Below are 25,146 nucleotides of genomic sequence, written 5' to 3'. Positions count from 1 at the left end.
GCGCGACGCCAAGGCAGAAACGACAGGCAAACCAAGACAGGCAAGCGACGGCAGGTCAGATACGATTGGCGGGAGACCAGCGGTCAGAAACCTGCAGGCAAGAAACCTACAGGCAAGAAACAGGGCGGGGCCGTTTCCGACCCCGCCCCGAGCGGTTTCCGTGCGGCCGGCAGCCGCAATCAGATCGGCTTGATCAGATCAGCTTGCCCATCGCAACGGCCGTGTCCGACATGCGGTTCGAGAAGCCCCACTCGTTGTCGTACCAGGTCAGGATGCGGCACATGGTGCCTTCCATGACCTTGGTCTGGTCGGTGTGGAAGATCGACGAATGCGGATCGTGGTTGAAGTCGATCGAGACGTTGGGCTTATCGGTGTAGCCCAGAACGCCCTTGAGCGGGCCATCGGCCGCGGCGCGGATGGCGTCGTTGATCTCTTCCACGGTGGTGCTCTTCTTCGCCTCGAAGGTCAGGTCGACGACCGAGACGTTCGGGGTCGGCACGCGGATCGCGACGCCGTCGAGCTTGCCGTTGAGTTCCGGCAGAACCAGGCCCACGGCCTTGGCCGCGCCGGTCGAGGTCGGGATCATCGACAGCGCCGCGGCGCGGGCGCGGTAGAGATCCTTGTGCATGGTGTCCAGCGTCGGCTGGTCGCCGGTGTAGGAGTGAATCGTGGTCATGAAGCCCTTTTCGATGCCGATGGCATCGTTGAGCACCTTGGCCACCGGCGACAGGCAGTTCGTCGTGCAGGACGCGTTCGACACCACGATGTCGTCCTTGGTCAGCACGCTGTCATTGACGCCGAAGACGATGGTCTTGTCGGCGCCCGAGGCCGGGGCCGAGACCAGGACGCGCTTGGCGCCGTTCTCGAGGTGCAGCGCCGCCTTGTCGCGGGCAGTGAAGATGCCGGTGCATTCCATCACCACGTCGACATCGCCCCACGGCAGGTCGGCTGGGTTGCGCTCGGCGCTGACCTTGATCGGGCCGCGGCCGACATCGATGGTGTCGCCGGAGACGGTCACTTCCTGCGGGAAGCGGCCATGAACGCTGTCGAACTGCAGCAGGTGGGCATTGGTCTCGACCGGGCCGAGATCGTTGATCGCGATCACCTCGATGTCGGTACGGCCCGACTCGATGATGGCGCGCAGCACGTTACGGCCAATGCGCCCGAAGCCGTTGATTGCGACTTTGACGGTCATGGGGATCTCCTTGCTATCGAAATACTGAAGGTTGCGCGCAGGTCATCAGGTTGCCGCCGCTAAGTCAACCTGCCCCTTTGTCGCGACCGCGATTAGCGCCAGAAGGCGACCCAATCCAGCAATGCGAAGAACTTACGCCCGAGGAACACCAGGTGCTCCGTGCCCCACAGCACCGTGTCCACGGCCAGGGCGAGAAGGATCAGCAGGCCGATCCATATGGCGATCCGATTGGTCATGACGCTCCTGATGCCAGAGCGCGCGGAGGCTGTCACGCCCGATCTGCCGGCGCATCTGCGGGGGTGTTCATCAGCTCCTCGATGAACAGGCTGAGGAAGGCGCCGCGGCCGCTGACGCCGGCCTTGCGGTAGATGCCGTTGAGATGGGATTTCACCGTGCCCTCGGCCGAGCCGCGCAGCGCGGCGATCTCGGCGATCGACAGGCCCTTGAGGGTGAACATCGCCACGTCTTCTTCCGAGGGCGTCAGCCCCCAGCCGCGGAACTGGGCCGCGACGATGTCGTGGAAGGCGCCGGCGGCCAGAGAGAGCTGGCGCTCGAGATGGGCCTTGCGGCGCAGCAGCGCCATCAGCCAGCGGATCTCGACCGCGACGGCGGCGATCAGCCCGAGCGCCGCGGCAAGCTCGACCATGAAATGCCAGTGAGTGAACGGCGGCCAGCCGATCTCGAGGCCGTCGCTGGCGACATCGGCGAGAAAGAACGCCGCGCAGAGGCTCTGCACGGCGATCAGGGCCACCATCGGGGACGCCCGCTCGGGCGCCGGGTTCGCTCGATCCGTCATGGCTCGATCTTTGCACCCTCCGGGACGGATTTGACACCCGTAACCATGGCCCGCGGCAGATTGACCCCGGTGCGCAGGCTCTCGAACAGCACGGCGCCCACGTGCAGCAGCACCGAGACCTCGGCCCAGCTGACCAGCGCCTCGTGTAGCTCCTCGACCCAGTCGACGCCCCAGAAGGCATTGGTGGTCATCATCACGCCGGTGGCGACGATGGCGGCGAGGGTGAGCAGCAGGTTGAAGATCATCAGCGCGCCGAGCGGCGTGTGCATCAGGTGCACCCGGCGCCGTCCGGTGGCGATGTCGGTGAGCTGGTCGCGGATGCCGGCTCGGTTCGGCAGAAAGCTGGTGAAGCGCGCCGCGTGCGGCCCGACCATCCCCCAGACCAGCCGGATGACCAGCAGCGCCGCGATGGCGTAGCCGAGGGTCTCGTGCAGCGTGCTCTCGGGATCGGTGAAGAGTGCGTTGGTGATGAAAATGCCCGCAAGGCTCCAGTGGAACAGCCGCAGCAGCGGGTCCCAGATGTAATGGCGTGTCATGGGGATGCTCCCGAAGAAGGAGGCGCAGCCCGGGCACAGGCCACGGGCCGCGCCGGGGATGGCTCAGTCGTCGGTCTTGCTGCGCACGACGTTGAGCCCGGCGTCGAGATAGAGCTCGAACCGTTCACCGTTCTTCAGGGCGTAGACCTCGATCATGCCGTCTTCGCTGTCGATCTTGCGGACCTCGTAGCCTTCCGCGGTGAGCTTCTCGCGGATCTGCGCCTGGGTGGCGGCGTCGACGTCGGGCGAGGCGAAGGCCGGACCGGCAAGGGCGATTGCGGTCAGCGCGGCGGCGATGGACTTGAACATGGGGGATCTCCTGTAGCGAGGGACGGGGCCGGGACATCCGGCGCCTCGATTCAGGAGATGACAGCGGCAGCGGGCCTGGACCATGCACCGCGGGGTGCAGATCCGGGCCCCTGCAACTTTGGTTCAGGCCTTGCTTTTCAGGGCGGCCCAGATCCACAGCGCCATGAAGGCGAGGCTGGCGAGGGTGTTCCAGCTGGCCATCGACAGGCCGAAGAGATCCCAGATCACCTCGTCGCAGCGCTGGATCTCGGCATTCATGATCTGGTTCAGCAGGTCGTCGGCGCTGATCCCGGTGACCGAGCCGGAGGCGGTGCAGGTGGTCGGGCCCTCCCACCAGGCGCGCTCGACGCCGGTGTGGTAGAAGCCGACGGCGGCGGTGGCCAGCGCGGAGAGCGCGCCGAGGATAGGCAGCACCGAGCCGCGGGTCGCCAGCGCGCCGAGGCCGATCACCACGGCGGCGAGATGCGGCCAGCGCTGGTAGATGCACAGCTTGCAGGGCGGCAGATCGCCCAGGTACTGGAAGCCGAGCGCGCCGAGGAGCAGCGCTGCGGAGCCGCCGGCGGCGAGCAGGATGAGAAGTGTGCGAGTCGGTGTCATAGGTATCTCACGATGTAGAAGCCGCCCACGAGGAGCAGCACGAAGAGCGTGAAGACGATGCCGAGCCGGCGCTCGATGAAGTGCCGGATCGGCTGGCCGAAGCCCCAGAGCAGCCCGGCCACCACGAAGAAGCGCAGCGCGCGCGCCACGATCGCCGTGACGATGAAGGTTCCGAGCGGCATCGCCGTCCAGCCCGACATAATCGTGATGACCTTGAACGGGAAGGGCGTCACGCCGGCGATCAGCACGGCCCAGAACCCGACACCGTTGAAGCGCGCGTTGAAGGCTTCCATCTGGTCGGCCTTGCCCATCGCCTCGAGGATCGGCCGGCCGAGGCTTTCGAAGAAGAAATGCCCGATGCCGTAGCCCGCGAGGCCGCCCAGAACCGAGGCGCAGGTCGCCACCAGCGCGATGAGCCACGCCTTGCGCGGCGCGGCAAGCACCATCGGGATCATCAGCACATCTGGCGGGATGGGGAACACCGAGGCCTCGATGAACGAGACGAGGGCCAGCGCCCAAAGCGCTTTCGGGTGGTCTGCCAGCGACATGGTCCAGTCGTAGAGGCGGCGCAGCATGGGCGATCTCCGTTTGTCCTCGACCGAGGAACCATGCCCGCGCGCGCCACGCAACAGACGAAAACGTGTTGTGGCTTGGATCGCGTCCTGCGGGTGACACAGCGCTGGTCTGGCGGGCAGAATCGGGCCTCAGCCGCGCCGCCGCCGGCGCCGCCCGCCAGCCTCGGCGTGGGCGTTGAAGCGCGGCTCGGGCAGGGTGACGTGCCGGGAGAGCTCCGGGAACGGGTCGGAGGCGTGCGGGATCGCGTTGGCGGCGACGAAATGCTCCTGGAAGCGCGGCTCGATGGCGGTCTCGACCTTGGTGATGGCAGAGACGTCGCGCTCGATCTGGCGCCGCGCCGCGAGGCTGCAGAGCGCGATGCGCGCGCCGGTGCCGGCGGCGTTGCCGGCCGAGCTCACCCTGTCGAGCGGCACGTCGGGGATCATCCCCAGCACCATCGCGTGCAGCGGCGAGATATGCGCCCCGAAGGCGCCGGCCAGAACCACCCGGTCGACCCGCTCGACCCCGCGCGTGTCCATCAGCAGCCGCGCGCCGGCGTAGAGCGCCGACTTGGCCAGCTGGATTGCCCGGATATCGCCCTGGGTGACGGTGACCAGCGGCCCGCCCGTCGCGGTGCCGTCATGCAGCACGTAGGAATGGGTGCGGCCCTCGCTGATGCAGCGCGCGCTGCCGGTCTGCTCGGCGGAGCCGATGAGGCCGCCGGCGTCGAGAAGCCCCGCGATGCGCATCTCGGCCACCGCCTCGATGATGCCCGAGCCGCAGATCCCGGTGATGCCGCTCACCGCCGTGGCCTCGGCAAAGCCCGGCTCGTCAGACCAGAGCTCGCAGCCGATCACCCGCAGGCGCGGCTCCTTGGTCTCGGGATCGATGCGCACCGCCTCGATGGCGCCGGGGGCGGCGCGCTGGCCCGAGCTGATCTGTGCGCCCTCGAAGGCCGGGCCGGTGGGAGAGGAACAGGCCAGCACGCGGTCGCGGTCGCCGAGCAGGATCTCGGCATTGGTGCCGACATCGACCACCAGCACCAGGTCGTCCGACAGGCCCGGCTGTTCCGAGAGCGCCACCGCCGCCGCGTCGGCTCCGACGTGGCCCGCGATGCAGGGCAGCAGGTAGATCTGCGCGCAGGCGGGCAGGGAGGTGAGGCCGAGCTCATGGGCGCTGAGGTCGAGGGCCGAGGAGGTCGCCAGTGCGAAGGGCGCCTGTCCGAGCTCCACCGGGTCGATGCCCAGCAGCAGGTGGTGCATCACCGGGTTGCAGACGAAGGTCGCCTCGAGGATCAGCGCCGGGTCGATCTCGGCCTCGTGGGCGATCTCGCTGATCAGCGTCGAGAGCGCCTCGCGCACCGCGCGGGTCATCTCGAGCGCGCCGCCGGGGGTCATCATGGCGTAGGAGACCCGGCTCATCAGGTCTTCGCCGAAGCGGATCTGCGGGTTCATGATCCCCGCCGAGGCGACCACCGCTCCGGTGTCGAGATCGGTCAGATGCGCGGCGATGGTGGTCGAGCCGAGATCGATGGCGAGGCCGTAGATGCCGGCCTCGTGCAGCCCCGGCCAGATCGCCACCAGCTCTGGCACCGCGTCGTCGGCGCGCCGGTGCAGCGCCACGGTGACCTTCCAGTCACCCTTGCGCAACGCCGGCTGGAGTTGCGCGAGCAGCGGCAGCCCGGAGCGGATCTCGGCGATGCCCCATTGCGCCTCGAGTGCCCGCGCAAGCCGCTCGAGATCTCCGGTGGGCTCGTGCATGTCGGGCGCCTCGACCTCGACGTAATGCAGACGCGTCGCCGGATCCATCTCGATGGCCCGCGCGGTCGCGGCCTTCCGCACCACCTGCCGGTGCACCTGGCTGGAGGCGGGCACGTCGATCACCACGTCGCCGAGGATCTGTGCCTGGCAGCCGAGACGGCGACCCTCCGCCAGCCCGCGCTTCTCGTGGTACCGCGCCTCGACCTTGTTCCAGTCCGACAGCGCCCCGGGCTCCGAGCGGATGCCATGCTTGGCGAAGTCGCCGAAGGCCGGTGCGACCTGGCATTTCGAGCAGATGCCGCGCCCGCCGCAGACCGAATCGAGATCGACCCCGAGCTTGCGCGCCGCCGCCAGCACCGGCGTTCCGGCCGGCACGCGGCCGCGCTTGCCCGAAGGGGTGAAGACGACGAGGGGGTCTTGGGTCATGGTCGGGCCTGCCTGTTGCGCCCCCTAAGCATAGCTCCGGGAGCGGCAGGAGATGGCCCGGAAGCGACACCGCGCGGCGGCTGCGCGTCAGTCGGTGTCGAGCCAGCGCAGGATATCGGCGCGGTTGCCGTCGAGCTCGGGCGGGGCCGGGCGCGCCGGGCGGTCTTCCATGCCCGAGATCTTGATCGGGTTGCCGGCAGCCTTGAAGGTGGCGCGGCCATAGCGGTCGAGCACGTCGACGATCATGTTGCGGGCCAGCAGCTGCGGGTCCTTCATCACCTGCTCCATGCTCTGGATCGGCGCGCAGGGGATGCCGGCGGCGGTGAGCTTGGCGAGCCAGTGCGAGCGCGGGAATTCCAGCGTCACCGCCTCGATCAGGCGCTTCAGGAGCCGCGCGTGGGTCAGCCGCGCGGCGTTGTCGGCAAAGCGCGGATCGTCGGCCAGCGGCAGCTGCAGCGTCAGGCAGAGCTTTTCGAACTGCGCGTCGGTGCCGGCGGCCAGCACGAAGGGGCCATCGGAGGCCGCCACCGCCTCGCAGGGCGCGATCGAGGGGTGCCGCGTGGCGTTGGCCGGTGTCGCGTCGGTCATCGCCGCCTGGGCGATGGCCTGGTCCATCAGCGCCACCTGCGCGTCGAGCTGACCGACGTCGATGCGCCGGCCCTTGCCATCGGCCTGGCGGGCATAGAGCGCCGCGAGGATGCCCTGAACGAGAAACATGCCCCCGGCGAGATCGCCCACCGAGCTGCCGGCGCGGCGCGGCTCGTCCGGCGTGCCGGTGAGCCCCATCAGCCCGCCGCGCGCCTGCACCACGGTGTCGTAGGCGGGGCGCTTGGCGTCAGGCCCGGTCTGGCCGTAGCCGCTCACCGAGGCGTAGATCATCTCGGGATGGCGGGCGTGCAGGCTGTCCCAGTCGAGCCCGTGCCGTGCCATCACCCCGGGGCGGAAATTCTCCACCAGCACGTCGGCGCGGGCCAGCATCCGGTCGAGCAGGGCGCGGTCGGCCTCGATGTCGAGATCCAGCGCGATCGAGCGCTTGCCGCGGTTCACGGCGGCGAAATAGGCGCTCTTGCCGTCCTTGAGCGGCGGCAGCCGCCGCGCGTCATCGCCCTTGCCGGGGCGCTCGACCTTGATCACGGCGGCGCCGAGATCGGCAAGGATCATCGTGGCATAGGGCCCGGAGAGGATGCGACTGAAGTCGACGACGGTGACGCCGTTGAGGGGAAGGGGCATGGGCCTTTGGCTCTCATGTTGTTTTTCTGCTCTCCCCCGAGCTTTCCGCAGCTTCGCCGGTCCCGCAAGCGGTTCCTCGCCGATGCGGCACGCTTTGCGCGCTTCGCGTGGAGGTTGTTTCCTGAGTGCCGCAGTTTCTGGGCCATTGTTTGACCCAAGTTGGGCGGCCTGCCTATCCGGCAGGCATCCGTTGCTTGCGGGCATGGAACACGAAACCCAGCAGGTTCATCAGGATCTGCGCCGCGAGGATCGAGGTCGAGCCGGTGGGATCGTAATCGGGCGCCACCTCGACGAGGTCGATGCCGACGATGTCGTGCGCGTGGGCGACCTGCTGCAGGATCTCGAGCACCTCGTAGTAGAGAAAGCCGCCATGGCTCGGCGTGCCGGTGCCCGGGGCGATGGAGGGGCAGAACCCGTCGATGTCGATGGTGATGTAGACCGGCACGCCCTCGGGAATGCGCTGCGCCACGCCATGCGCGCCCAGCCCACGCGCCTGCCGCACCGAGAGGATGTCGGAGCCCATGGCGCGGGCGGCGTCATAGCCTTCCTTGGCGGTGGAGCTGACATTGCGGATGCCGACCTGCGTCAGCCCGCTGACCCAGTCCTTCTCGGCGGCGCGGCGCATCGGGTTGCCATGGCCCCGGGTGACGCCGTGGCGCTCGTCGACGAAATCGAGATGGGCGTCGATCTGCAGGATCTGGAACGGCGCGTGGCCCTCGTAGGCCTCAATGCAGGGGATGTTGACCGAGTGGTCCCCGCCGATCACCACCGGCAGCGCGCCGGCCTTCAGCGCCGCCTCCACCCCGGTGCGGATGTTGCGATGGCTGGCGATGGTGTCGGTGTGCACGATATCGGCATCGCCCATGTCGACGATGCGCACGTCTTCGCCCAGGTAGGTGGCGTCATCCTCGTGATCATAGGCCCCGGCATGGCCGAAGGAGAACAGCGTCGAGGCCTCGCGCACGCCGCGCGGCCCGAACCGCGCCCCGGCCCGCCACTGGGTCCCGGCATCGAAGGGCGCGCCGAGGATGGCGGCATCGGCGTCGATGGCGCTCCAGTCGGCGACGAAGGGCTTCTTCGCAAATGTGCAGATGCCGGTGAAGGGCAGGTTCAGCCGGCCGCTCTCGTATCCATGTGCCAAAGGCGCCTCCATCTCGTTCGATCTCGCCGCCACCCTGCGCCAGCGCGGGCCCCGACGCAATCTCCGGGGCCCCGACCCGGCCACCGTTCTCCCGGCGCCGCGTCCGTGGCAGAGCCCGGACGCCTCCGGCGGGAGTATTTTCGACGAAGAGAAGCCAGGTGCGCCGCGCCCTCGTCTTCTCTGGTTCAAAAATACCTCGGGGGTGAATTGGCCGCAGGCCAAGAGGGGGCTGGCCCCCTTGTTTCCCTTGCCAGCCGCAGGGCGCCGGGCAGGGGGCGGCGGCGCGCAGGATGCGGAGGCCGAGGAAGGGGGCTTTCGCCTCCCGCGCATCCATGCAATAGGGACGTGCCAACCGATCCCCTCCCAAGGAGCCACCCCATGGAGATTCGCGAGGCGCTCACCTTCGACGACGTTCTTCTCGTTCCCGCGGCGTCCAGCGTGCTGCCCAGCACCGCAGACACCCGCACCCGCGTGACCAAATCCATTGCCCTCAATATCCCGCTCTTGAGCTCGGCCATGGACACCGTGACCGAGGCTCGCATGGCCATCACCATGGCGCAGGCCGGCGGTATCGGCGTGATCCACAAGAACCTCACCGTCGAGGAGCAGGCGCAGCAGGTGCGCCGGGTCAAGCGCTTCGAGAGCGGCATCGTCTACAACCCGGTGACCCTGACCCCCGACCAGACGCTGGCCGATGCCAAGGCGCTGACCGAGCGCTATGGCTTCACCGGTTTCCCGGTGGTCGACGAGAAGAAGCACGTGGTCGGCATCGTGACCAACCGCGACATGCGCTTCGCCCAGAAGGACGACACCCCCGTCCGGGTGATGATGACCTCCGAGAACCTCGCCATCCTGCAGGAGCCCGCCGACCGCGACGAGGCGATCAGCCTGATGCGCGCGCGCCGCATCGAGAAGCTGCTGGTGACCGACGCCGCCGGCAAGCTCACCGGCCTGCTGACCCTCAAGGACACCGAGAAGGCCGTGGTCAACCCCTCGGCCAGCAAGGACCGGCTCGGCCGCCTGCTCTGCGCCGCCGCGAGCGGCGTCGGCGAGGCCGGGTTCGAGCGCACCGAGGCGCTGGTCGATGCCGGTGTCGACATCGTGGTGATCGACACCGCCCACGGACATTCGCAGGGCGTGCTCGAGGCCGTGGCCCGCGCCAAGCGGCTGTCCAACGAGCTGCAGGTGATCGCCGGCAACGTCGCCACCGCCGACGCCACCCGCGCGCTCATCGAGGCCGGGGCCGACGCGGTCAAGGTCGGCATCGGGCCGGGCTCGATTTGCACCACCCGCATGGTCGCCGGCGTCGGCGTGCCGCAGCTCACCGCGGTGATGGATTGCGCCAAGGCGGCCGGCGACGTGCCGGTGATCGCCGATGGCGGCATCAAGTTCTCCGGCGATTTCGCCAAGGCGATCGCCGCCGGCGCCTCCTGCGCCATGGTCGGCAGCATGATCGCCGGCACCGACGAGAGCCCGGGCGAGGTCATTCTCTACCAGGGCCGCTCGTTCAAGGCCTATCGCGGCATGGGCTCGCTCGGCGCCATGGCGCGCGGCTCCGCCGACCGCTACTTCCAGAAGGACGCCGCCTCCGACAAGCTGGTGCCCGAGGGCATCGAGGGGCAGGTGCCCTACAAGGGCGCGGCCGGCGCGGTGATCCATCAGCTGGTGGGCGGCCTGCGCGCGGCGATGGGCTATACCGGCAACGCCACCGTCGACGAGATGCGCAAGAACTGCAGCTTCGTGAAGATCACCAACGCGGGCCTCAGCGAGAGCCACGTGCACGACGTGCAGATCACCCGCGAAAGCCCGAACTACCGCGTCGGATGACGCCGGCGGCACGGGTTCAGGCCGCGGCGGAGGTCCTCGACCGCATCGCCGCGGGCACACCGGCCGAGCAGGCGCTGCTCGGCTGGTCGCGGGCCTCGCGCTTCGCGGGGGCCAAGGATCGCGCCGCGGTGCGCGACCATGTCTTCGACGTGATGCGCCGCTGGCGCTCGACCGCGGCCACCGGCGGCGGCGAGAGCGGGCGCGAGCGCATGCTCGGCCTCCTGCGCCAGCAAGGCACCGATCCCGACACGCTGTTCACCGGACAGGGCCATGCGCCCGCGCCGCTGGGCGCGGCCGAGCGCGCCGGCGGGCATGTGCCCGAGGGGGCCGAGGCGCTGGACCTGCCCGACTGGCTCTGGCCGGACTGGCAGGCGAGCCTTGGCGAGGAGGCGGCGCAAGCGGCCGAGGAGCTGCGCCACAGGGCGCCGGTCTTCCTGCGCGTCAACACCCTGCGCGGCAGCGTCCCCGAGGCTATCGCGGCGCTCGCGGCGGAGGAGATCTCGGTCCGCGCGCATCCGCTCGCCGAGACCGCGCTCGAGGTGCTCTCGGGCGCCCGCAAGGTGGCGCGGTCGAGGGCGTTCACCGACGGGCGCGTCGAGCTGCAGGATGCCGCCAGCCAGGCGGTGATCTCGGCGCTGCCCCTGGCACCGGGCCAGCGCGTGCTCGACTATTGCGCCGGTGGCGGCGGCAAGGCGCTGGCGATGGCCGCGCGCATCGCCGGCCCGGTCGAGGCGCATGATGCCAACCCCGCGCGGATGTCCGATCTGCCCGCCCGCGCGGCCCGCGCCGGGGCGACGATCCCGACCACGCAGACGCCCCGCGGGCCCTATGACCTCGTGCTCTGCGACGTGCCCTGTTCCGGCAGCGGCTCGTGGCGTCGTGCGCCAGAGGGCAAGTGGCGGCTGACCCCGGAGGGGCTCGCCGAGCTTGTCGCGATCCAGGCGACGATCCTCGACACCGTGGTTCCGCTGGTCGCGCCGGGCGGCACGCTCGCCTATGCCACCTGTTCCATGCTGGCCGCCGAAAACCACCAACGCGTGGCCGCATTCCTCGCCGCCCATCCGGGCTGGCGGCTGTCGCACGAGCGCCAGTTCCTGCCCTCCGATGGCGGCGACGGATTCTATATCGCCTGCCTGACCGCCCTGGCCTGAGCCAGGCGCGGCCTTGACGCAAAGGCCGGCGCGCCTGCACTCTGAGACCAAGGGGAGGTCTTCGGGGCGTGGTTTACCTTTGGTTAATTCGCGGCGGCTAAGACCGGACGTGGCGCGGCCGCGGCGTGTGGCGCGCAGCGAAGGGGGGCGAGGTGAGCGATGTGATGGCGGCAGGGCGGCCGAGGCCGGGCGGAGGGCGAGGCGTGCTGCGCAGCTCCGCACTGCTTTCGGCGCTGGCCCTGGCCTGCGGTCTCACCGCGATGCTGACGGCGGAGCCCGGCCTGCGCATCGGCATGCTCGCCGCGGCGGCGGCCTTCGCCACCACCGCGATCCTGGCCCTGGCGAGCTTTGGCCTCGGGCGGCGGCGCGACGCGCGCAGCTTCGCCGCGGTTTGCGCCTTCGCCGAGGGCGATCCGGCGCCGATCCTTGTGTCCGATCCCGCGCTTCACGTTCTCTATGCCAATCCCGCCGCGCGGCGCGAGGTCGAGGCGCGTTCCGGCGATGCGCTGCCCGAGCTGCTGGCCGGCCAGGTGGCCGGGGCGGAGGCGGTCAGCCGCCGGCTCTGGCTGCAGGCGCATGAGCGCGGCCACGCCCGCGAGGAGGTCGCGACGCGGGGTGGCCGGCGGGTTCTGGCGCTGCGCGTGCTCGATGCCGAGCGCTGGGTCTGGCGGCTCGACAGGCTGCCCGATCGGCCGGAGGCGGAGGCCGGCGCGGCGTCCGAGCGCGATCCCCCGGTCCTGACCCTCGGGCGCAGCGGCGCGGTGCTCTACATGAACGCCCGGGCGCGGGTGCTGCTCGGGCGCAGGGTCAAGCGCATCGACGATGCGCTGGAGGACCCGCCGCTGCGGCCGGGTGCCATCCACCGCTTCCTGACCCCGGAAGGCCCGGTGAGCTTCGCGGTGCGCTGCGTCGATGCCGGCATCGGGCGCAAAGAGGTGGTTCTGGAGCCGCTCGAGGATCCGACCTTGCCCGAAGCCTCCGGGCCGGACGGGTTCGAGGAGCTGCCGGTGCCCTTGCTGCGGCTCGATCCCGAGGGCCGTATCCTGCGCGCCAATGCCAGTGCGTGCCGCCTGCTCGACACCGAGCGCGCCGAGGGCCGCAACCTGTCGGAATTCATGGAGGGGCTCGGGCGCTCGGTCGCTCTCTGGATCGGCGAGGCGGCGGCGGGGCGCGGGCTGCACCGCTCGGAATTCCTGCGGCTGATCCGGCCGGATCGCGAGATCTTCGTGCAGGTCACCCTGAACCGCCTGCGCTGCAGCGGCGCCCCTGAGATGGTCGCGGTGCTCAATGATGCGACCGAGCTCAAGACCCTCGAGGCGCAGTTCGTGCAGAGCCAGAAGATGCAGGCAATCGGCCAGCTCGCCGGCGGAGTCGCACATGATTTCAACAACTTGCTGACCGCGATCTCCGGCCATTGCGATCTGCTGATGCTGCGCCACGACCAGGGAGATCCAGATTACAGCGATCTGGTGCAGATCAGCCAGAATGCCAATCGCGCGGCGGCGCTGGTGGGCCAGCTGCTGGCCTTCTCGCGCAAGCAGACCCTGCGGCCCGAGTTGCTCGATCTGCGCGAGACGCTGTCAGACCTGACCCATCTTCTAAACCGGCTGGTGGGCGAGCGGGTCGAGCTTGTGCTCAAGCACGACCCGGTGCTGCCGGAGATCCGCGGCGACCGGCGGCAGCTCGAGCAGGTGATCGTGAACCTCGTGGTGAACGCGCGCGATGCCATGCCCGAGGGTGGCGAGATCCGCATCGACACCGAGCGCATCACCCTGATGGAGCCGATGCAGCGCGACCGGGCGATGGTCGAGCCGGGGGAATACGCCGTGGTGCGGGTGCGGGACCAGGGGCGCGGCATCGAGCCGGAAAAGCTCCAGAAGGTGTTCGAGCCGTTCTACACCACCAAGCGCACCGGCGAGGGCACGGGCCTCGGGCTCTCGACGGTCTACGGCATCGTCAAGCAGACCGGCGGCTTCATCTTCGTCGACAGCGTGGCGGGAGAGGGCAGCTGCTTCACCCTGTTCTTCCCGGCCTTCGCCGCGGCGGACCAGGCGGTCGCCGCCCCGGCGGAGGCGGAGCCTAGCGCGCCGGAGCCGCAGCGCAGCGGCAGCGGCACGGTGCTTCTGGTCGAGGACGAGGCGCCGGTGCGGGCCTTTGCCGCGCGGGCGCTGGCGATGCGCGGCTACGGGGTGATCGAGGCGGGCACCGGCGAGGAGGCGCTGCAACGGCTCTCCGACCCGAAGATCTCGGTGGACCTGATCGTCACCGACGTGGTGATGCCCGGGCTCGACGGGCCGAGCTGGGTGCGCGAGGCGCGGCGCGATCGACCGGAGACGCCGGTCGTCTTCATGTCGGGCTATGCCGAGGACGTGTTCTCGGAAGGCGGGCCGGGGCTGCCGAACGCGGTCTTCCTTCCCAAGCCCTTCTCGCTGACCGAGCTGACCGAGACGGTGAACCGGCAGCTCGCCTGAAAGCGGCGTGAAACAGGGGCGCCTTGGGTTGAGGGCAGCCGGGGCAACCCGATCGCGCTCAGCCTTCGGCGCGCTCCCAGACCTCGAAATCGGCGGCGCATTTGCGCCGCAGCTTCGCCGCGAGCTCGCGGGAGAGCTGCAACTCGCCGCGCGGCGAGACATTCTCGCGCGGCAGGTCGAGCGTCACGCCGAGCCGGTCCTCGAGGAAGGCAATGATGCCGGACTGGTTCTCGTAGCGAAACAGCCGGCTGACCTCGGTGCCGTTGGGCCGCGGCTCGACGAACTTGGCCTGACTGCCGACATTGGCGAAGGCCGGGCGCTCACCACGGGTATAGGCCTCGACGAACTCGTCGAAGCTGAGCCCCTTGGTCGAGGTCGGCTTACCGTCAAGGAAATCGCGCTGGCGATAGCGGTACCACGAGCCCAGCCACGACACCGGCTCGCGGATCACCGCCACAAGCTCCATGTGCGGCGTGCCCATCTTCTCGAACATCGGCCGGAAGAAGCGATTGTAACGGTAGACAGGCGCGTGTTTGAGCTCGGGCGGATCGAGGACGGTCATCGAGGCGTGCGGCGCGAGCGCGGATTCGTAGGCCGAGCTGCCCGTCTTGGGCACCGCCAGCAGCACCAGCCGCGCCTTCCAGAATACCAGCATCGATGAATTCCCCCGGATCTTCCGCCTGTAAACCACTCTTTAACCTTGAGAGAGAAGAGTGGTCCACGGAAAAGATCTTGAAATGTTCTCCTTTTGGCCTCATAACGGTGTGAGAACAAGAGGCGAACAAAGCAGCGATTGCCGCCCTCGCACGGGTGTGGAATAAGGACCGAAACGCATGGCAACGGCAGATCTTCTGACAATGGACAGCAAGAAAGACGCAAACCGGCAGAAAGCCCTCGATTCCGCGCTGGCGCAGATCGAACGGCAGTTCGGCAAGGGCTCGATCATGAAGCTCGGTGGCGATAACGCCATGAAGGATATCGAGGCGACCTCGACCGGCTCGCTCGGTCTGGATATCGCGCTCGGCATCGGCGGCCTGCCCAAGGGCCGGATCATCGAGATCTATGGCCCTGAGAGCTCGGGCAAGACCACGCTCACCCTGCACGTGGTGGCGGAAGAGCAGAAGAAGGGTGGCGTCTGCGCCTTCGTCGACGCCGAGCACGCGCTCGATCCGCAATACGCCAAGAAGCTGGGCGTCGATCTCGACGAGTTGCTGATCTCGCAGCCCGACACCGGGGAACAGGCGCTCGAGATCACCGACACGCTGGTGCGCTCCGGCGCGGTCAGCCTGGTGGTGGTCGACTCGGTGGCGGCGCTGACGCCGAAATCCGAGCTCGAGGGCGACATGGGCGATTCGAATGTCGGCGTGCAGGCGCGCCTGATGAGCCAGGCGATGCGCAAGCTCACCGGCTCGATCAGCCGCTCGAACTGCATGGTGATCTTCATCAACCAGATCCGGATGAAGATCGGCGTGATGTTCGGCTCGCCGGAGACCACCACCGGCGGCAACGCTCTGAAATTCTACAGCTCGGTGCGCCTCGATATCCGCCGCATCGGCGCCATCAAGGACCGCGACGAGGTCGTCGGCAACCAGACCCGCGTCAAGGTGGTGAAGAACAAGGTGGCGCCGCCGTTCAAGCAGGTCGAGTTCGACATCATGTATGGCGAGGGCATCTCGAAGATGGGCGAGCTGCTCGATCTCGGGGTCAAGGCCGGCGTGGTGGACAAGTCGGGCGCCTGGTATTCCTACGGCGACGAACGCATCGGACAGGGCCGCGAAAACGCGAAGACCTTCCTGCGCGAGAACAGCCGCGTCGCGCTCGACATCGAAGACAAGATCCGCGCCGCCCACGGGCTCGAGTTCCACATGTCCGAAGAGGACGGTGGCGACGACGTGATGGAGAGCTGACGCGGCTTTCTCCGGGTCGCTTCGACACGCGGTTTCGGATCGGGGCGCTCCTTCGGGAGCGCTTCTTTTTTGTTTTGGGGCAGGGGCGCTGCCCCTCTGCCGCGCGGGGCGCGCGGCATTCACCCCGAGGTATTTCGGAACCAGAGAAGATGCGGGTGGGCCGAGGGCGGAGACGACGATCGGGGGGAGACCGGGGGCAGAGATGCGGAAGGCTGGTCGGACCCTCGTGGGGCTGGGCTGCGCGGCTTTTCTGTCGCGGCTTATGGACAGGGGGCGGGCGTGGCGATACACCTGCGCGAACCGCTGAGATGCCAGCCAGACAAGGACGAACATGCCGAGCCTGAACGATATCCGCTCAACCTTTCTGGGCTATTTCGAGAAGCAGGGCCACCAGGTGGTGCCCTCGAGCCCGCTCGTGCCGCGCAACGACCCCACGCTCATGTTTACCAACTCGGGCATGGTGCAGTTCAAGAACCTCTTCACCGGGGTCGAGACGCGCGATTACAAGCGCGCCACCACGGCGCAGAAATGTGTCCGCGCCGGCGGCAAGCACAACGATCTCGACAACGTGGGCTACACCGCCCGCCACCACACCTTCTTCGAGATGATGGGCAATTTCTCCTTCGGGGATTACTTCAAGAAAGAGGCCATCCCCTTCGCATGGGAGCTGGTGACGCGCGAACTCGACATCCCCGCCGAGCGCCTGCTGGTGACGATCTACCACACCGATGACGAGGCCGCCGAGATCTGGAAGAAGACCGGCGTGCCGGAAGACCGGATCATCCGCATCGACACCACCGACAACTTCTGGATGATGGGGCCGACCGGGCCCTGCGGCCCGTGCACCGAGATCTTCTTCGATCACGGCGACAAGTACTGGGGTGGCCCTCCGGGCTCGCCCGAGGAAGACGGTGACCGTTTCGTCGAGATCTGGAACCTCGTCTTCATGCAGAACGAGCAGTTCGAGGACGGCTCGATGCGGGCGCTCGACATGCAGTCGATCGACACCGGCATGGGCATCGAGCGCGTCGCGGCGCTGCTGCAGGGCACCAATGACAACTATTCGACCGACCTGATCCGTGCGCTGATCGAGGCCTCGGCTGATGCCACCTCGAGCGATCCCGACGGGCCGGGCAAGACCCATCACCGGGTCATCGCCGATCACCTGCGCTCGACCTCCTTCCTGATCGCCGATGGCGTGATGCCGTCGAACGACGGCCGCGGCTACGTGCTGCGCCGGATCATGCGCCGCGCCATGCGCCACGCCCACATGCTGGGCGCCAAGGACCCGGTCATGCACCAGCTGGTGCCGGCGCTGGTGCGTCAGATGGGCCAGGCCTATCCCGAGCTGGTGCGTGCGCAGCCGCTGATCGAGGAGACGCTGAAGCTTGAGGAAACCCGCTTCAAGCAGACGCTCGACCGCGGCCTCAAGCTGCTCGACGACGAGCTGGTGGGCCTCGGTGACGGCGCCAAGCTGCCGGGTCAGGCGGCGTTCAAGCTCTATGACACCTACGGCTTCCCGCTCGACCTGACCCAGGACGCGCTGCGCGAGCGCGGCCGCGAGGTCGACACCGACGGGTTCGACGAGGCCATGGCCGAGCAGAAGGCCAAGGCGCGCGCCGCGTGGTCGGGTTCGGGCGAGGCGGCGGACCTGGCGATCTGGTTCGAGATCGCCGACGCCAAGGGCGCCACGGATTTCCTCGGCTACGACACCGAGACCGCAGAGGGCCAGATGCTGGCGCTGGTCAAGGATGGCGCCGAGGTCGACGCGCTCGAGGCCGGCGAGAGCGGCTGGGTGGTGCTGAACCAGACGCCGTTCTACGGCGAGAGCGGTGGCCAGGTCGGCGACAGCGGCTGGATGCGCCGGCTCGAGGACGAGCACGACCTCGCCGAGGTCACCGACACCCAGAAGATGGGCGGCGGCAAGGTGTTTGCGCACCAGGTCACCGTCAAGCAGGGCCGTTTCGCCAGGGGCGAGGCGGTGGCGCTCGAGGTCGATCACGCCCGCCGCGGCAAGATCCGTGCCAACCACTCGGCGACGCACCTGCTGCACGAGGCACTGCGCCGGGCGCTTGGCGATCACGTCGCGCAGCGTGGCTCGCTGAACGCGCCGGAGCGTCTGCGCTTCGATTTCAGCCATGCCAAGGCGCTGACACCCGAGGAGATTTCCCGGGTCGAGCGCGAGGTCAACGCCTTCATCCGGCAGAACTCGCCGGTGAACACCCGCATCATGACGCCCGACGATGCCCGTGCGCTTGGCGCGCAGGCGCTCTTTGGCGAGAAATACGGCGACGAGGTGCGCGTGGTCTCCATGGGTACCGAGGCGGGCTCCGGAAAGGGCGCCGACGGGCAGACCTATTCGATCGAGCTCTGCGGCGGCACCCACGTGGCCCAAACCGGCGATATCGGCACCTTCGCGCTGACCTCCGAGACCGCGTCGGCGGCCGGCGTGCGCCGGATCGAGGCGCTGACCGGCGAGGCCGCGATGGCCGAGCTGCGCAGCCGCGACAAGGCGCTCGGCGAGATCGAGGGCATGCTCAAGGCGCATGGTGCCGAGGCGGTGTCGCGGGTGGCCTCGTTGCTCGAGGAGCGCCGCAGGCTCGACAACGAGGTGGCGCAGCTGCGCCGCGACCTCGCCATGGCCGGCGGGCCGGGGCAGGGCGGTGGTGCCGAAGCGCGCGAGGTGGGCGGTGTCTCGTTCGTGGCGCAGGTGCTGAGCGGTGTCTCGGGCAAGGACCTGCCGCCGCTGATCGACGAGCACAAGGCGCGTCTCGGCTCGGGCGCTGTCCTGCTGATCGCCGATACCGGGGGCAAGGTCGCCGTGGCGGCGGGCGTCACCGAAGACCTGACCGGCAGCCATTCGGCGGTCGATCTCGTCAAGGCGGCGGTCGAGGCGCTTGGCGGAAAGGGCGGCGGTGGCCGCCCCGACATGGCGCAGGGCGGGGCCAAGGATCTGGCCGAGGCCGATGCGGCGATCAAGGCGGCAGAAGCCGTGCTGGCGGGCTGACCATGCCCGCTTATCTGATCGCCCGCATCGACGTCACCGATCCCGAGGAATACGCCATCTATGCCGGCCAGACCGTGGCGCTCGCCGAGAAATTCGGCGGGCGGTTCCTGGTCAAGGGCGGTCCGCAGGAGGTGGTCGAGGGCGCGGCGCCGAGCCGCCATGTCATCGTCGAGTTCCCGAGCCGGGCCGCTGCCGAGCGCTGGTTCAACTCGCCGGAATATCAGCGCATCCTGCCGATCGCCCTCCGGGCGTCGAAGCGGGATGTGGTCATCGTCGAAGGAGTCTGAGATGCCTGCACTGTGGATCGCGCATGTGACGGTCACCGATGAGGAGGCCTATGGCCGCTACGCCGCGCTCGCCGGGCCGGCCATCGCCAAGCATGGCGGGCATTTCATCGCCCGCGCCGGCCGCTACGTGCAGCTCGAGGGCAAGGACCGGCCGCGCAATGTCGTGGCGAAGTTCGACAGCGTCGAGGCCGCTGAGGCCTGCTATCACTCGCCCGAATACCAGGAAGCGCTGAGCCACGCGCGCGATGCCTCCGAGCGGGAACTGCTGATCGTCGAGACCAGCGAATAAGCCGCAAGCCGGCAAGGCGCGCTCTTCGGGGCGCGCTATTTACGCGCTCTGGAGGCCGGGCGGCGCGGATCTTCGCTGTCACGTTTTGGCGAGGCGGAGAGGCTGGCCGGCAAGACAGGCTGGATAGGTGGTACGGGCGGTGGGGCTCGAACCCACACTTCCTCTCGGAAATCGGATTTTGAATCCGACGCGTCTACCATTCCGCCACGCCCGCACTGACCGTCGATCTAACCAAGGCTGAGAGGCCCGTCCAGCCTGAAATCGCAGGCCTGGCCGCGACGCGGGCCGCGGGGGTGGCATTGGCATCGTCGGGCAGCGCTTGGCCGCGCAATCGCCGCGGCCCGAACCGCGACAGGTGCAGGGGGGATCACTCGGCACCGTAGGGAATACGCGGCCGGCGCAAGCACCGGCTGCACTGGCAACTCCCCCTGCAGTGCTGTATGTTGCCCCGTAAATCTTAAGATATTGCGGGGAAGAACCGTTGCGCGACATCAAGATCCCGACCCAGCGTCACCCGGAAAAGGCGCATCGCAAGGACAATCCGCAGCCCAAGAAGCCGGACTGGATCCGCGTCAAGGCGCCGACCGGCAAGGGCTACCAGGAAACCCATCGCATCATGCGCGAGCACAAGCTCGTCACGGTCTGCGAAGAGGCGGGCTGCCCCAATGCCGGCGAATGCTGGAACCAGGGCCATGCCACCATGATGATCATGGGCGACATCTGCACCCGTGGCTGCTCGTTCTGCAACATCGCCACCGGCCGGCCCGACGCGCTCGACGTGTTCGAGCCCGGGCGCGTGGCCGACGCGGTGCAGAAGCTGGGGCTGAACCACGTGGTGATCACCTCGGTCGACCGTGACGATCTCGAGGATGGCGGCGCGGAGCATTTCGCGCAGACGATCCGCGCGATCCGCCACCGCTCGCCGGGCACCACGATCGAGATCCTGACGCCGGACTTCCTCAAATGCGCCCCCGAGGTGCTCGAGACAGTGGTGCGCGCCAAGCCTGACGTGTTCAACCACAATCTCGAGACGGTGCCGGGGCTCTACCCGGAGGTGCGCCCGGGCGCGCGCTACTTCCATTCGCTGCGCCTGCTGCAGCGGGTGAAGGAGCTCGACCCGTCGATCTTCACAAAGTCGGGCATCATGGTCGGCCTCGGCGAAGACGCGCAGTCGGTGCGGCAGGTGATGGACGACATGCGCGCCGCGGATGTCGATTTCCTGACCATCGGTCAGTATCTGCAGCCGACCTCCAAGCACCATGCGGTCGACCGCTTCGTGACGCCCGAGGAGTTCGCCTCCTATGAGAAGGCCGCCTTCGGCAAGGGCTTCCTGATGGTGTCGGCCACCCCTCTGACCCGCTCGAGCTATCACGCCGGCGATGATTTCGCCCGCCTGCGCGCGGCGCGGGAGCGCAAGCTGGCCGAGGCCTGAGAGACCGGCCTTGGCAGGCGGAAGTCTCGAGACTGAAAGAAGGGCGCCCTATCGAGGGGCGCCCTTTCTCTTTAAAGAGGCTGGCGACTGCGCTCCGGCCCGAAATTTCTTTGCAAAAGAAATTTCCGCCCCGCTCAGGCGTCGGCGCGGGCCTTGACGTACTTAAGGACATAGACGCGGATCGCCGAGGCGAGCCCGGCTTCGAGCCCGCGGGTCTCGTCGATCTCCGCGGCGAGGGCGTTGAGCGCCTTGCCTTCGGCCTTCGCGATGGCGCGGAACTCGTTCCAGAACGCCTCTTCCAGCGAGACGGAGGTGCGGTGACCGCGTAGGCTGAGGGAGTGCTTGATGGGCCGTCCGGTCATTCGTCCCGCCTGTGACCGTCAAGATCGCGCTCGGCCTTCTCGACCGTGTTCTTGTCGAGGGCCTTGTCGGCCTTGCTGCGCCCGTGCAGCAAGGCATTCCGATCGGCCGCGGCGCGCTTGTCCGCCTTGTCGCGAGCCTTGCGGACCTTGTTGAGATTGATGACTTTGCTCATGACGCGAAACTTAGCGCGGCATATGGGTTTCGCAACGGGGATCTCACAACTGAGGGGAGAATTTGCCGCCCTCCGTCGCCGCGGGGGGACGGGGCAGACGGAGGCGCGGCGGGACCCGACCGTAAGTAGCGGCCCGTCGGCAGATGCGGTTCCTGTTCAGGCACCTGCATCACAGGTGATACGCGGCTCTTCGGCCCGTCCGTCGCCAAGGGCGAAAAATTTTCGATAAAATTTTTGCGCCCTCGGGGAGCGGCACCGGGCAAAAAAAGAAAGCGGGCCGTGAAGCCCGCTCTCCGTGTCATGCGTCTGGCAATGCCGGGGATCAGTCCTTCGGGCCGATCATCTGCTCCGGGCGCACCACGCGGTCGAAGGTTTCCTCGTCGACGAAGCCGAGCGCGATGGCTTCCTCGCGCAGGGTGGTGCCGTTCTTGTGTGCGGTCTTGGCGACCTTGGTGGCGTTGTCGTAGCCGATGGTCGGCGCCAGCGCGGTCACCAGCATCAGCGACTCCTTCATCAGCTTCTCGATCCGGGCCTCGTTGGCCTGGATGCCCACCACCATGTTGTCGGTGAAGGCCGAGGCGCTGTCGCCCAGGAGTTGCATCGACTGGAGCACGTTGTAGCTCATCATCGGATTGTAGACGTTGAGCTCGAAATGGCCCTGGCTGCCCGCCATGCCGACGGCGGCGTCGTTGCCCATTACGTGGGCGCAGACCATGGTCAGCGCCTCGGCCTGGGTCGGGTTCACCTTGCCGGGCATGATCGACGAGCCGGGCTCGTTTTCGGGCAGGATCAGCTCGCCGAGACCCGAGCGCGGGCCGGAGCCCAGCAGACGGATGTCGTTGGCGATCTTGAACAGCGAGGCGGCCACGGTCTTGAGCGCGCCCGAGAACATCACCATGGCGTCATGCGCTGCCAGCGCCTCGAACTTGTTCGGCGCGGTGACGAAGGGCAGGCCGGTGATCTCGGCCATGTTCGCGGCCACGGCCTCGCCCCAGCCCTTCTTGGTGTTGAGCCCGGTGCCCACGGCGGTGCCGCCCTGCGCCAGCTCGTAGATGTCGGGCAGGCAGGCCTCGACGCGGGCGATGCCCTTGCGGACTTGGTGCGCGTAGCCCGAGAACTCCTGGCCGAGCGTCAGCGGCGTGGCGTCCTGGGTGTGGGTGCGGCCGATCTTGATGATGTCCTTGAACTCGTCCGACTTCGCCTCGAGCGCCGCCAGCAGCTTGTTCAGACCCGGCAGCAGCACGTCGCGCGCCTGCATGGCGATGCCGACGTGCATCGCGGTCGGGAAGGTGTCGTTCGACGACTGGCCCATGTTGCAGTGATCGTTGGGGTGGACGGGCGTTTTCGAGCCCATCTCGCCGCCCAGCATCTCGATGGCGCGGTTCGAGATCACCTCGTTGGCGTTCATGTTCGACTGGGTGCCGGACCCGGTCTGCCAGACCACCAGCGGGAAGTTGTCGTCGAACTTGCCCTCGATCACCTCGCCGGCGGCGGCGATGATCGCGTCGGCGATCTCGGCCTCCATCGCGCCGTTGGCCTTGTTGGCCATGGCGCAGGCCTTCTTCACCACGCCGAGCGCGCGGATGATCGGCACCGGCTGCTTCTCCCAGCCGATCGGGAAGTTCATGATCGAGCGCTGGGTCTGCGCGCCCCAGTATTTGTCGGCGGGAACCTCGAGCGGGCCGAAGCTGTCGGTTTCGGTGCGGGTCTGGGTCACGGGAACCTCCTTTGGTACGCGGTCGCGCAATCTCTTACCCCGTGGCTCGGGAAAGGCAAGGCTGCATACCAAGGGATACCGTTAACATCCGGGTCGCGAGCAGACCCGGCGGCCGGGATCACTGCTTGCGGAAGGAATCGAGCCGCACGACCTCGGCGTCGTGCTGGCCCTCGGAGGGCCGGTCCGGGCCGCCCTCGGGCGGGGTCGGATCGTCCTCGTCCTCGTCATCCTCGTCGTCGTCCTGGGTCTCGAAACGCAGGCCGAACTCAACGGACGGATCAACGAAGGTCTTGATCGCGTGGTAGGGGATATAGAGCCGCTCCGGCGCCTCGCCGAAGCTCAGGGTCACGGCGAAGCCATCCTCGCCGACCTCGAGATCGTCGAACCGGTGCTGCAGCACCACGGTCATCTCGCCCGGGTAGCGATCGGACAGCCAATCGGCCAGTTCGACATCCGGGTACTGGGTGTCGAAGGTGATGAAGAAATGGTGGTCGCCGGGAAGCCCCCGCTCGGCGACATCCGTGAGGACGTCGTGAATCAGGCCGCGCATGGCGCGATGCATGAGATTGCCGTAGTCGATGCCGCCGGACATGGCACAATTCCTTGTGGTCTTTCGGGATACCTTATTCGATCTGGCGGCGAGGAAAAGCCTCTGCGGCAGGAAAATGCAAGCAGGTCGTCGGAGTTTTCCGCGCCGCGTCCGGCCCGCGAGCCCGCCACCCGTCAGTGCACCAGGAGCCCGAACGCCCAGCCCGCAAGGGCCGTCAAGGCCAGCGTGAGCGGCACCGACCGCTTGAGTTTCAGCATCAGGACCGCGGCGAGCGCGACGAGGAAAATCGCTTCGGGGCGCAGGCTCGGGAGCACCGGCAGGGTGGCGGTGAGCGGCGCGGGCGCGGTGATCGTTTCCGCGAAGAGCACGTGCAGTGCGAACCAGAGCGACAGGTTGGCGATGACGCCCAGCACCGCCGCGGTGATCGCCCTGAGCGCGCCCTGTAGCCGGGGCCGGGCCAGCAGCCGCTCGAGATGCGGCGCGAAGGCGAAGATCCAAAGGAAGCAGGGCAGGAAGGTCATCCAGAGCGTCAGCACAGATGCCGCGAGGGCCAGCCCCCAGCCGCCCGCCTCGGAGCCGATCAGCTGCCCGGTGAACTGGGTGACGAGAATCAGCGGCCCCGGCGTGGTCTCGGCGAGCCCCAGCGCGTCGACCATCTGTTCCGGCGTCAGCCAGCCGCGGATCTGCACCACCTCCTGCGCCATCCACGCCAGCACCGCATAGGCGCCGCCGAAGGAGACCACTGCGAGCTTGGCGAAAAACACCCCGAGATCGAAGAGCAGCGTCTCGCCGGCGAGCCAGAGCAGCGGCAGCGGCAGCAGCCAGAGCGCGCCCCAGAGCGCGATGCGCGGCAGGGTCGGGGCGGCGTGCTCCGGCGGCGGAGCGCTTTCGCCCGGCGCGGCGCTGCTCGACAGCCAACCCCAGAGCCCGGCGGTTGCGATGACCAGCGGGAAAGGCGCGCGGAACAGGTAGAGCGCGGCGAAGGCTGCGAGCGCGATGAGCAGGGCGGCGCGGCCGGAGAGTGCCTTGGCCTGCAGCCGGATCAGCGCCTGCAGCACGATGACGATGACCGTGGCCTTGATGCCGAGCATCAGCGCCTCGGTCTGCGGTGCAGTGCCGAAGGCGGCGTAGAGCGCCGCCAGCGCGGCAATGACCAGCGCGCCGGGCATCACGAAGAGCGCCCCCGCGAGCAGGCCGCCCGCGGTGCCGCGCAGGCGCCAGCCGGCATAGGTGGCGAGCTGCATCGCCTCGGGCCCCGGCAGCAGCATGCAGAAGCTCAGCGCCGAGAGGAATTGCTGCTCGCTGAGCCAGCGGCGCTCGTCGACGAGCACGCGGTGCATCAGGCCGATCTGCGCGGCGGGGCCGCCGAAGCTCAGGAGGCCGATGCGGCCGAATTCGCGGAAGAGGAGGGAAAACTCAGGCATGGGA

The 25,146-nt window shown here is 68.4% G+C and carries 24 protein-coding genes and 1 tRNA gene; 8 read left to right on the top strand and 17 right to left on the bottom strand.

Annotated features, from left to right (window positions below):
• Positions 1-193: 193 nt before the first annotated feature.
• The 10 genes from gap to speB all read right to left on the bottom strand — a co-directional run bounded on the left by gap (position 194) and on the right by speB (position 8,557).
• A complete protein-coding gene (gene gap, locus KUV62_RS16475; RefSeq protein ID WP_222604823.1) occupies positions 194-1,195 on the bottom strand; it encodes a type I glyceraldehyde-3-phosphate dehydrogenase in 1,002 nt (333 codons plus the stop codon).
• Positions 1,196-1,287: 92 nt separating this feature from the next.
• Positions 1,288-1,431 (bottom strand): hypothetical protein, encoded by a 144-nt coding sequence (locus KUV62_RS16470; protein ID WP_222604822.1) that lies wholly within the window; start codon positions 1,429-1,431, stop codon positions 1,288-1,290.
• Positions 1,432-1,463: 32 nt separating this feature from the next.
• A complete protein-coding gene (locus KUV62_RS16465) occupies positions 1,464-1,991 on the bottom strand; it encodes a helix-turn-helix transcriptional regulator (protein ID WP_222604821.1) in 528 nt (175 codons plus the stop codon).
• The gene (locus KUV62_RS16460) at positions 1,988-2,527 is read right to left on the bottom strand and encodes a cytochrome b/b6 domain-containing protein (protein ID WP_222604820.1); all 540 of its coding nucleotides are present in this window, start codon (positions 2,525-2,527) and stop codon (positions 1,988-1,990) included. The genes KUV62_RS16465 and KUV62_RS16460 overlap by 4 nt, the downstream gene beginning before the upstream one ends.
• Positions 2,528-2,590: 63 nt before the next feature.
• Positions 2,591-2,836: a PepSY domain-containing protein gene (locus KUV62_RS16455; RefSeq protein WP_222604819.1), complete on the bottom strand. Its 246-nt coding sequence runs from the start codon at positions 2,834-2,836 to the stop codon at positions 2,591-2,593.
• Positions 2,837-2,959: 123 nt separating this feature from the next.
• Entirely contained in the window at positions 2,960-3,433 is a 474-nt protein-coding gene (locus KUV62_RS16450) for a disulfide bond formation protein B (protein ID WP_222604818.1), read from the bottom strand.
• Positions 3,430-4,008, bottom strand: a complete 579-nt coding sequence (locus tag KUV62_RS16445) for a YqaA family protein (RefSeq protein WP_222604817.1) — start codon at positions 4,006-4,008, stop codon at positions 3,430-3,432. The genes KUV62_RS16450 and KUV62_RS16445 overlap by 4 nt, the downstream gene beginning before the upstream one ends.
• 129 nt (positions 4,009-4,137) lie before the next feature.
• A complete protein-coding gene (locus tag KUV62_RS16440; RefSeq protein WP_222604816.1) occupies positions 4,138-6,174 on the bottom strand; it encodes an ASKHA domain-containing protein in 2,037 nt (678 codons plus the stop codon).
• 87 nt (positions 6,175-6,261) lie between these two features.
• Positions 6,262-7,404, bottom strand: coding sequence for a CaiB/BaiF CoA transferase family protein (locus KUV62_RS16435; RefSeq protein WP_222604815.1), 1,143 nt, complete (start codon positions 7,402-7,404; stop codon positions 6,262-6,264).
• Positions 7,405-7,576: 172 nt separating this feature from the next.
• Positions 7,577-8,557, bottom strand: a complete 981-nt coding sequence (gene speB / locus KUV62_RS16430; protein WP_222604814.1) for an agmatinase — start codon at positions 8,555-8,557, stop codon at positions 7,577-7,579.
• A 366-nt stretch (positions 8,558-8,923) separates the two neighbouring features.
• Here speB and guaB point away from each other — a divergent pair, with 366 nt between their 5' ends.
• From guaB to KUV62_RS16415, 3 genes are all read left to right on the top strand, one after another.
• On the top strand, positions 8,924-10,372 hold the full coding sequence (guaB, locus tag KUV62_RS16425) for an IMP dehydrogenase (protein WP_222604813.1): 1,449 nt from the start codon (positions 8,924-8,926) through the stop codon (positions 10,370-10,372).
• Positions 10,369-11,523 carry an RsmB/NOP family class I SAM-dependent RNA methyltransferase gene (locus tag KUV62_RS16420; RefSeq protein WP_222604812.1) on the top strand — a complete coding sequence of 385 codons (1,155 nt, stop codon included), beginning with the start codon at positions 10,369-10,371 and terminating at the stop codon, positions 11,521-11,523. Before guaB ends, KUV62_RS16420 begins: the two co-directional genes overlap by 4 nt.
• Before the next feature lie 164 nt (positions 11,524-11,687).
• On the top strand, positions 11,688-13,994 hold the full coding sequence (locus KUV62_RS16415; RefSeq protein WP_222605001.1) for an ATP-binding protein: 2,307 nt from the start codon (positions 11,688-11,690) through the stop codon (positions 13,992-13,994).
• Positions 13,995-14,052: 58 nt separating this feature from the next.
• Here KUV62_RS16415 and KUV62_RS16410 read toward each other — a convergent pair whose 3' ends face one another.
• Complete coding sequence (locus KUV62_RS16410; protein ID WP_222604811.1) at positions 14,053-14,649, bottom strand: gamma-glutamyl kinase; 597 nt, start codon at positions 14,647-14,649, stop codon at positions 14,053-14,055.
• Between the two features lie 178 nt (positions 14,650-14,827).
• Between KUV62_RS16410 and recA the strand changes: the two genes are divergently transcribed.
• From recA to KUV62_RS16390, 4 genes are all read left to right on the top strand, one after another.
• On the top strand, positions 14,828-15,901 hold the full coding sequence (recA, locus tag KUV62_RS16405; RefSeq protein WP_222604810.1) for a recombinase RecA: 1,074 nt from the start codon (positions 14,828-14,830) through the stop codon (positions 15,899-15,901).
• A gap of 331 nt (positions 15,902-16,232) precedes the next feature.
• Positions 16,233-18,908 carry an alanine--tRNA ligase gene (alaS, locus tag KUV62_RS16400; protein ID WP_222604809.1) on the top strand — a complete coding sequence of 892 codons (2,676 nt, stop codon included), beginning with the start codon at positions 16,233-16,235 and terminating at the stop codon, positions 18,906-18,908.
• Between the two features lie 2 nt (positions 18,909-18,910).
• Positions 18,911-19,195: a DUF1330 domain-containing protein gene (locus KUV62_RS16395; RefSeq protein ID WP_222604808.1), complete on the top strand. Its 285-nt coding sequence runs from the start codon at positions 18,911-18,913 to the stop codon at positions 19,193-19,195.
• A 1-nt stretch (position 19,196) separates the two neighbouring features.
• Positions 19,197-19,484, top strand: a complete 288-nt coding sequence (locus KUV62_RS16390) for a DUF1330 domain-containing protein (RefSeq protein WP_222604807.1) — start codon at positions 19,197-19,199, stop codon at positions 19,482-19,484.
• A gap of 128 nt (positions 19,485-19,612) precedes the next feature.
• Here the strand turns inward: KUV62_RS16390 and KUV62_RS16385 are convergent.
• A tRNA-Leu gene (locus KUV62_RS16385) sits at positions 19,613-19,698 on the bottom strand.
• A 267-nt stretch (positions 19,699-19,965) separates the two neighbouring features.
• Here KUV62_RS16385 and lipA point away from each other — a divergent pair.
• Entirely contained in the window at positions 19,966-20,916 is a 951-nt protein-coding gene (gene lipA / locus KUV62_RS16380; RefSeq protein ID WP_222604806.1) for a lipoyl synthase, read from the top strand.
• 134 nt (positions 20,917-21,050) lie between these two features.
• On the opposite strand, the gene KUV62_RS16375 is transcribed toward lipA, so the two are convergent.
• From KUV62_RS16375 to chrA, 5 genes are all read right to left on the bottom strand, one after another.
• Entirely contained in the window at positions 21,051-21,278 is a 228-nt protein-coding gene (locus KUV62_RS16375; RefSeq protein WP_222604805.1) for a ribbon-helix-helix domain-containing protein, read from the bottom strand.
• Positions 21,275-21,451, bottom strand: coding sequence for a DUF4169 family protein (locus KUV62_RS16370; RefSeq protein WP_222604804.1), 177 nt, complete (start codon positions 21,449-21,451; stop codon positions 21,275-21,277). Before KUV62_RS16370 ends, KUV62_RS16375 begins: the two co-directional genes overlap by 4 nt.
• Before the next feature lie 322 nt (positions 21,452-21,773).
• The gene (gene fumC, locus KUV62_RS16365) at positions 21,774-23,168 is read right to left on the bottom strand and encodes a class II fumarate hydratase (protein WP_222604803.1); all 1,395 of its coding nucleotides are present in this window, start codon (positions 23,166-23,168) and stop codon (positions 21,774-21,776) included.
• 118 nt (positions 23,169-23,286) lie between these two features.
• Entirely contained in the window at positions 23,287-23,760 is a 474-nt protein-coding gene (locus tag KUV62_RS16360) for an SspB family protein (RefSeq protein ID WP_222604802.1), read from the bottom strand.
• Between the two features lie 131 nt (positions 23,761-23,891).
• The gene (gene chrA / locus KUV62_RS16355) at positions 23,892-25,142 is read right to left on the bottom strand and encodes a chromate efflux transporter (RefSeq protein WP_222604801.1); all 1,251 of its coding nucleotides are present in this window, start codon (positions 25,140-25,142) and stop codon (positions 23,892-23,894) included.
• Positions 25,143-25,146 lie beyond the last annotated feature (4 nt).

This window comes from Salipiger bermudensis (assembly GCF_019801965.1).
Lineage (GTDB): Bacteria > Pseudomonadota > Alphaproteobacteria > Rhodobacterales > Rhodobacteraceae > Salipiger > Salipiger bermudensis_A.
Note: the sequence above shows the minus strand (reverse complement) of the source record. Positions and strands in the feature narration are given on the sequence as shown.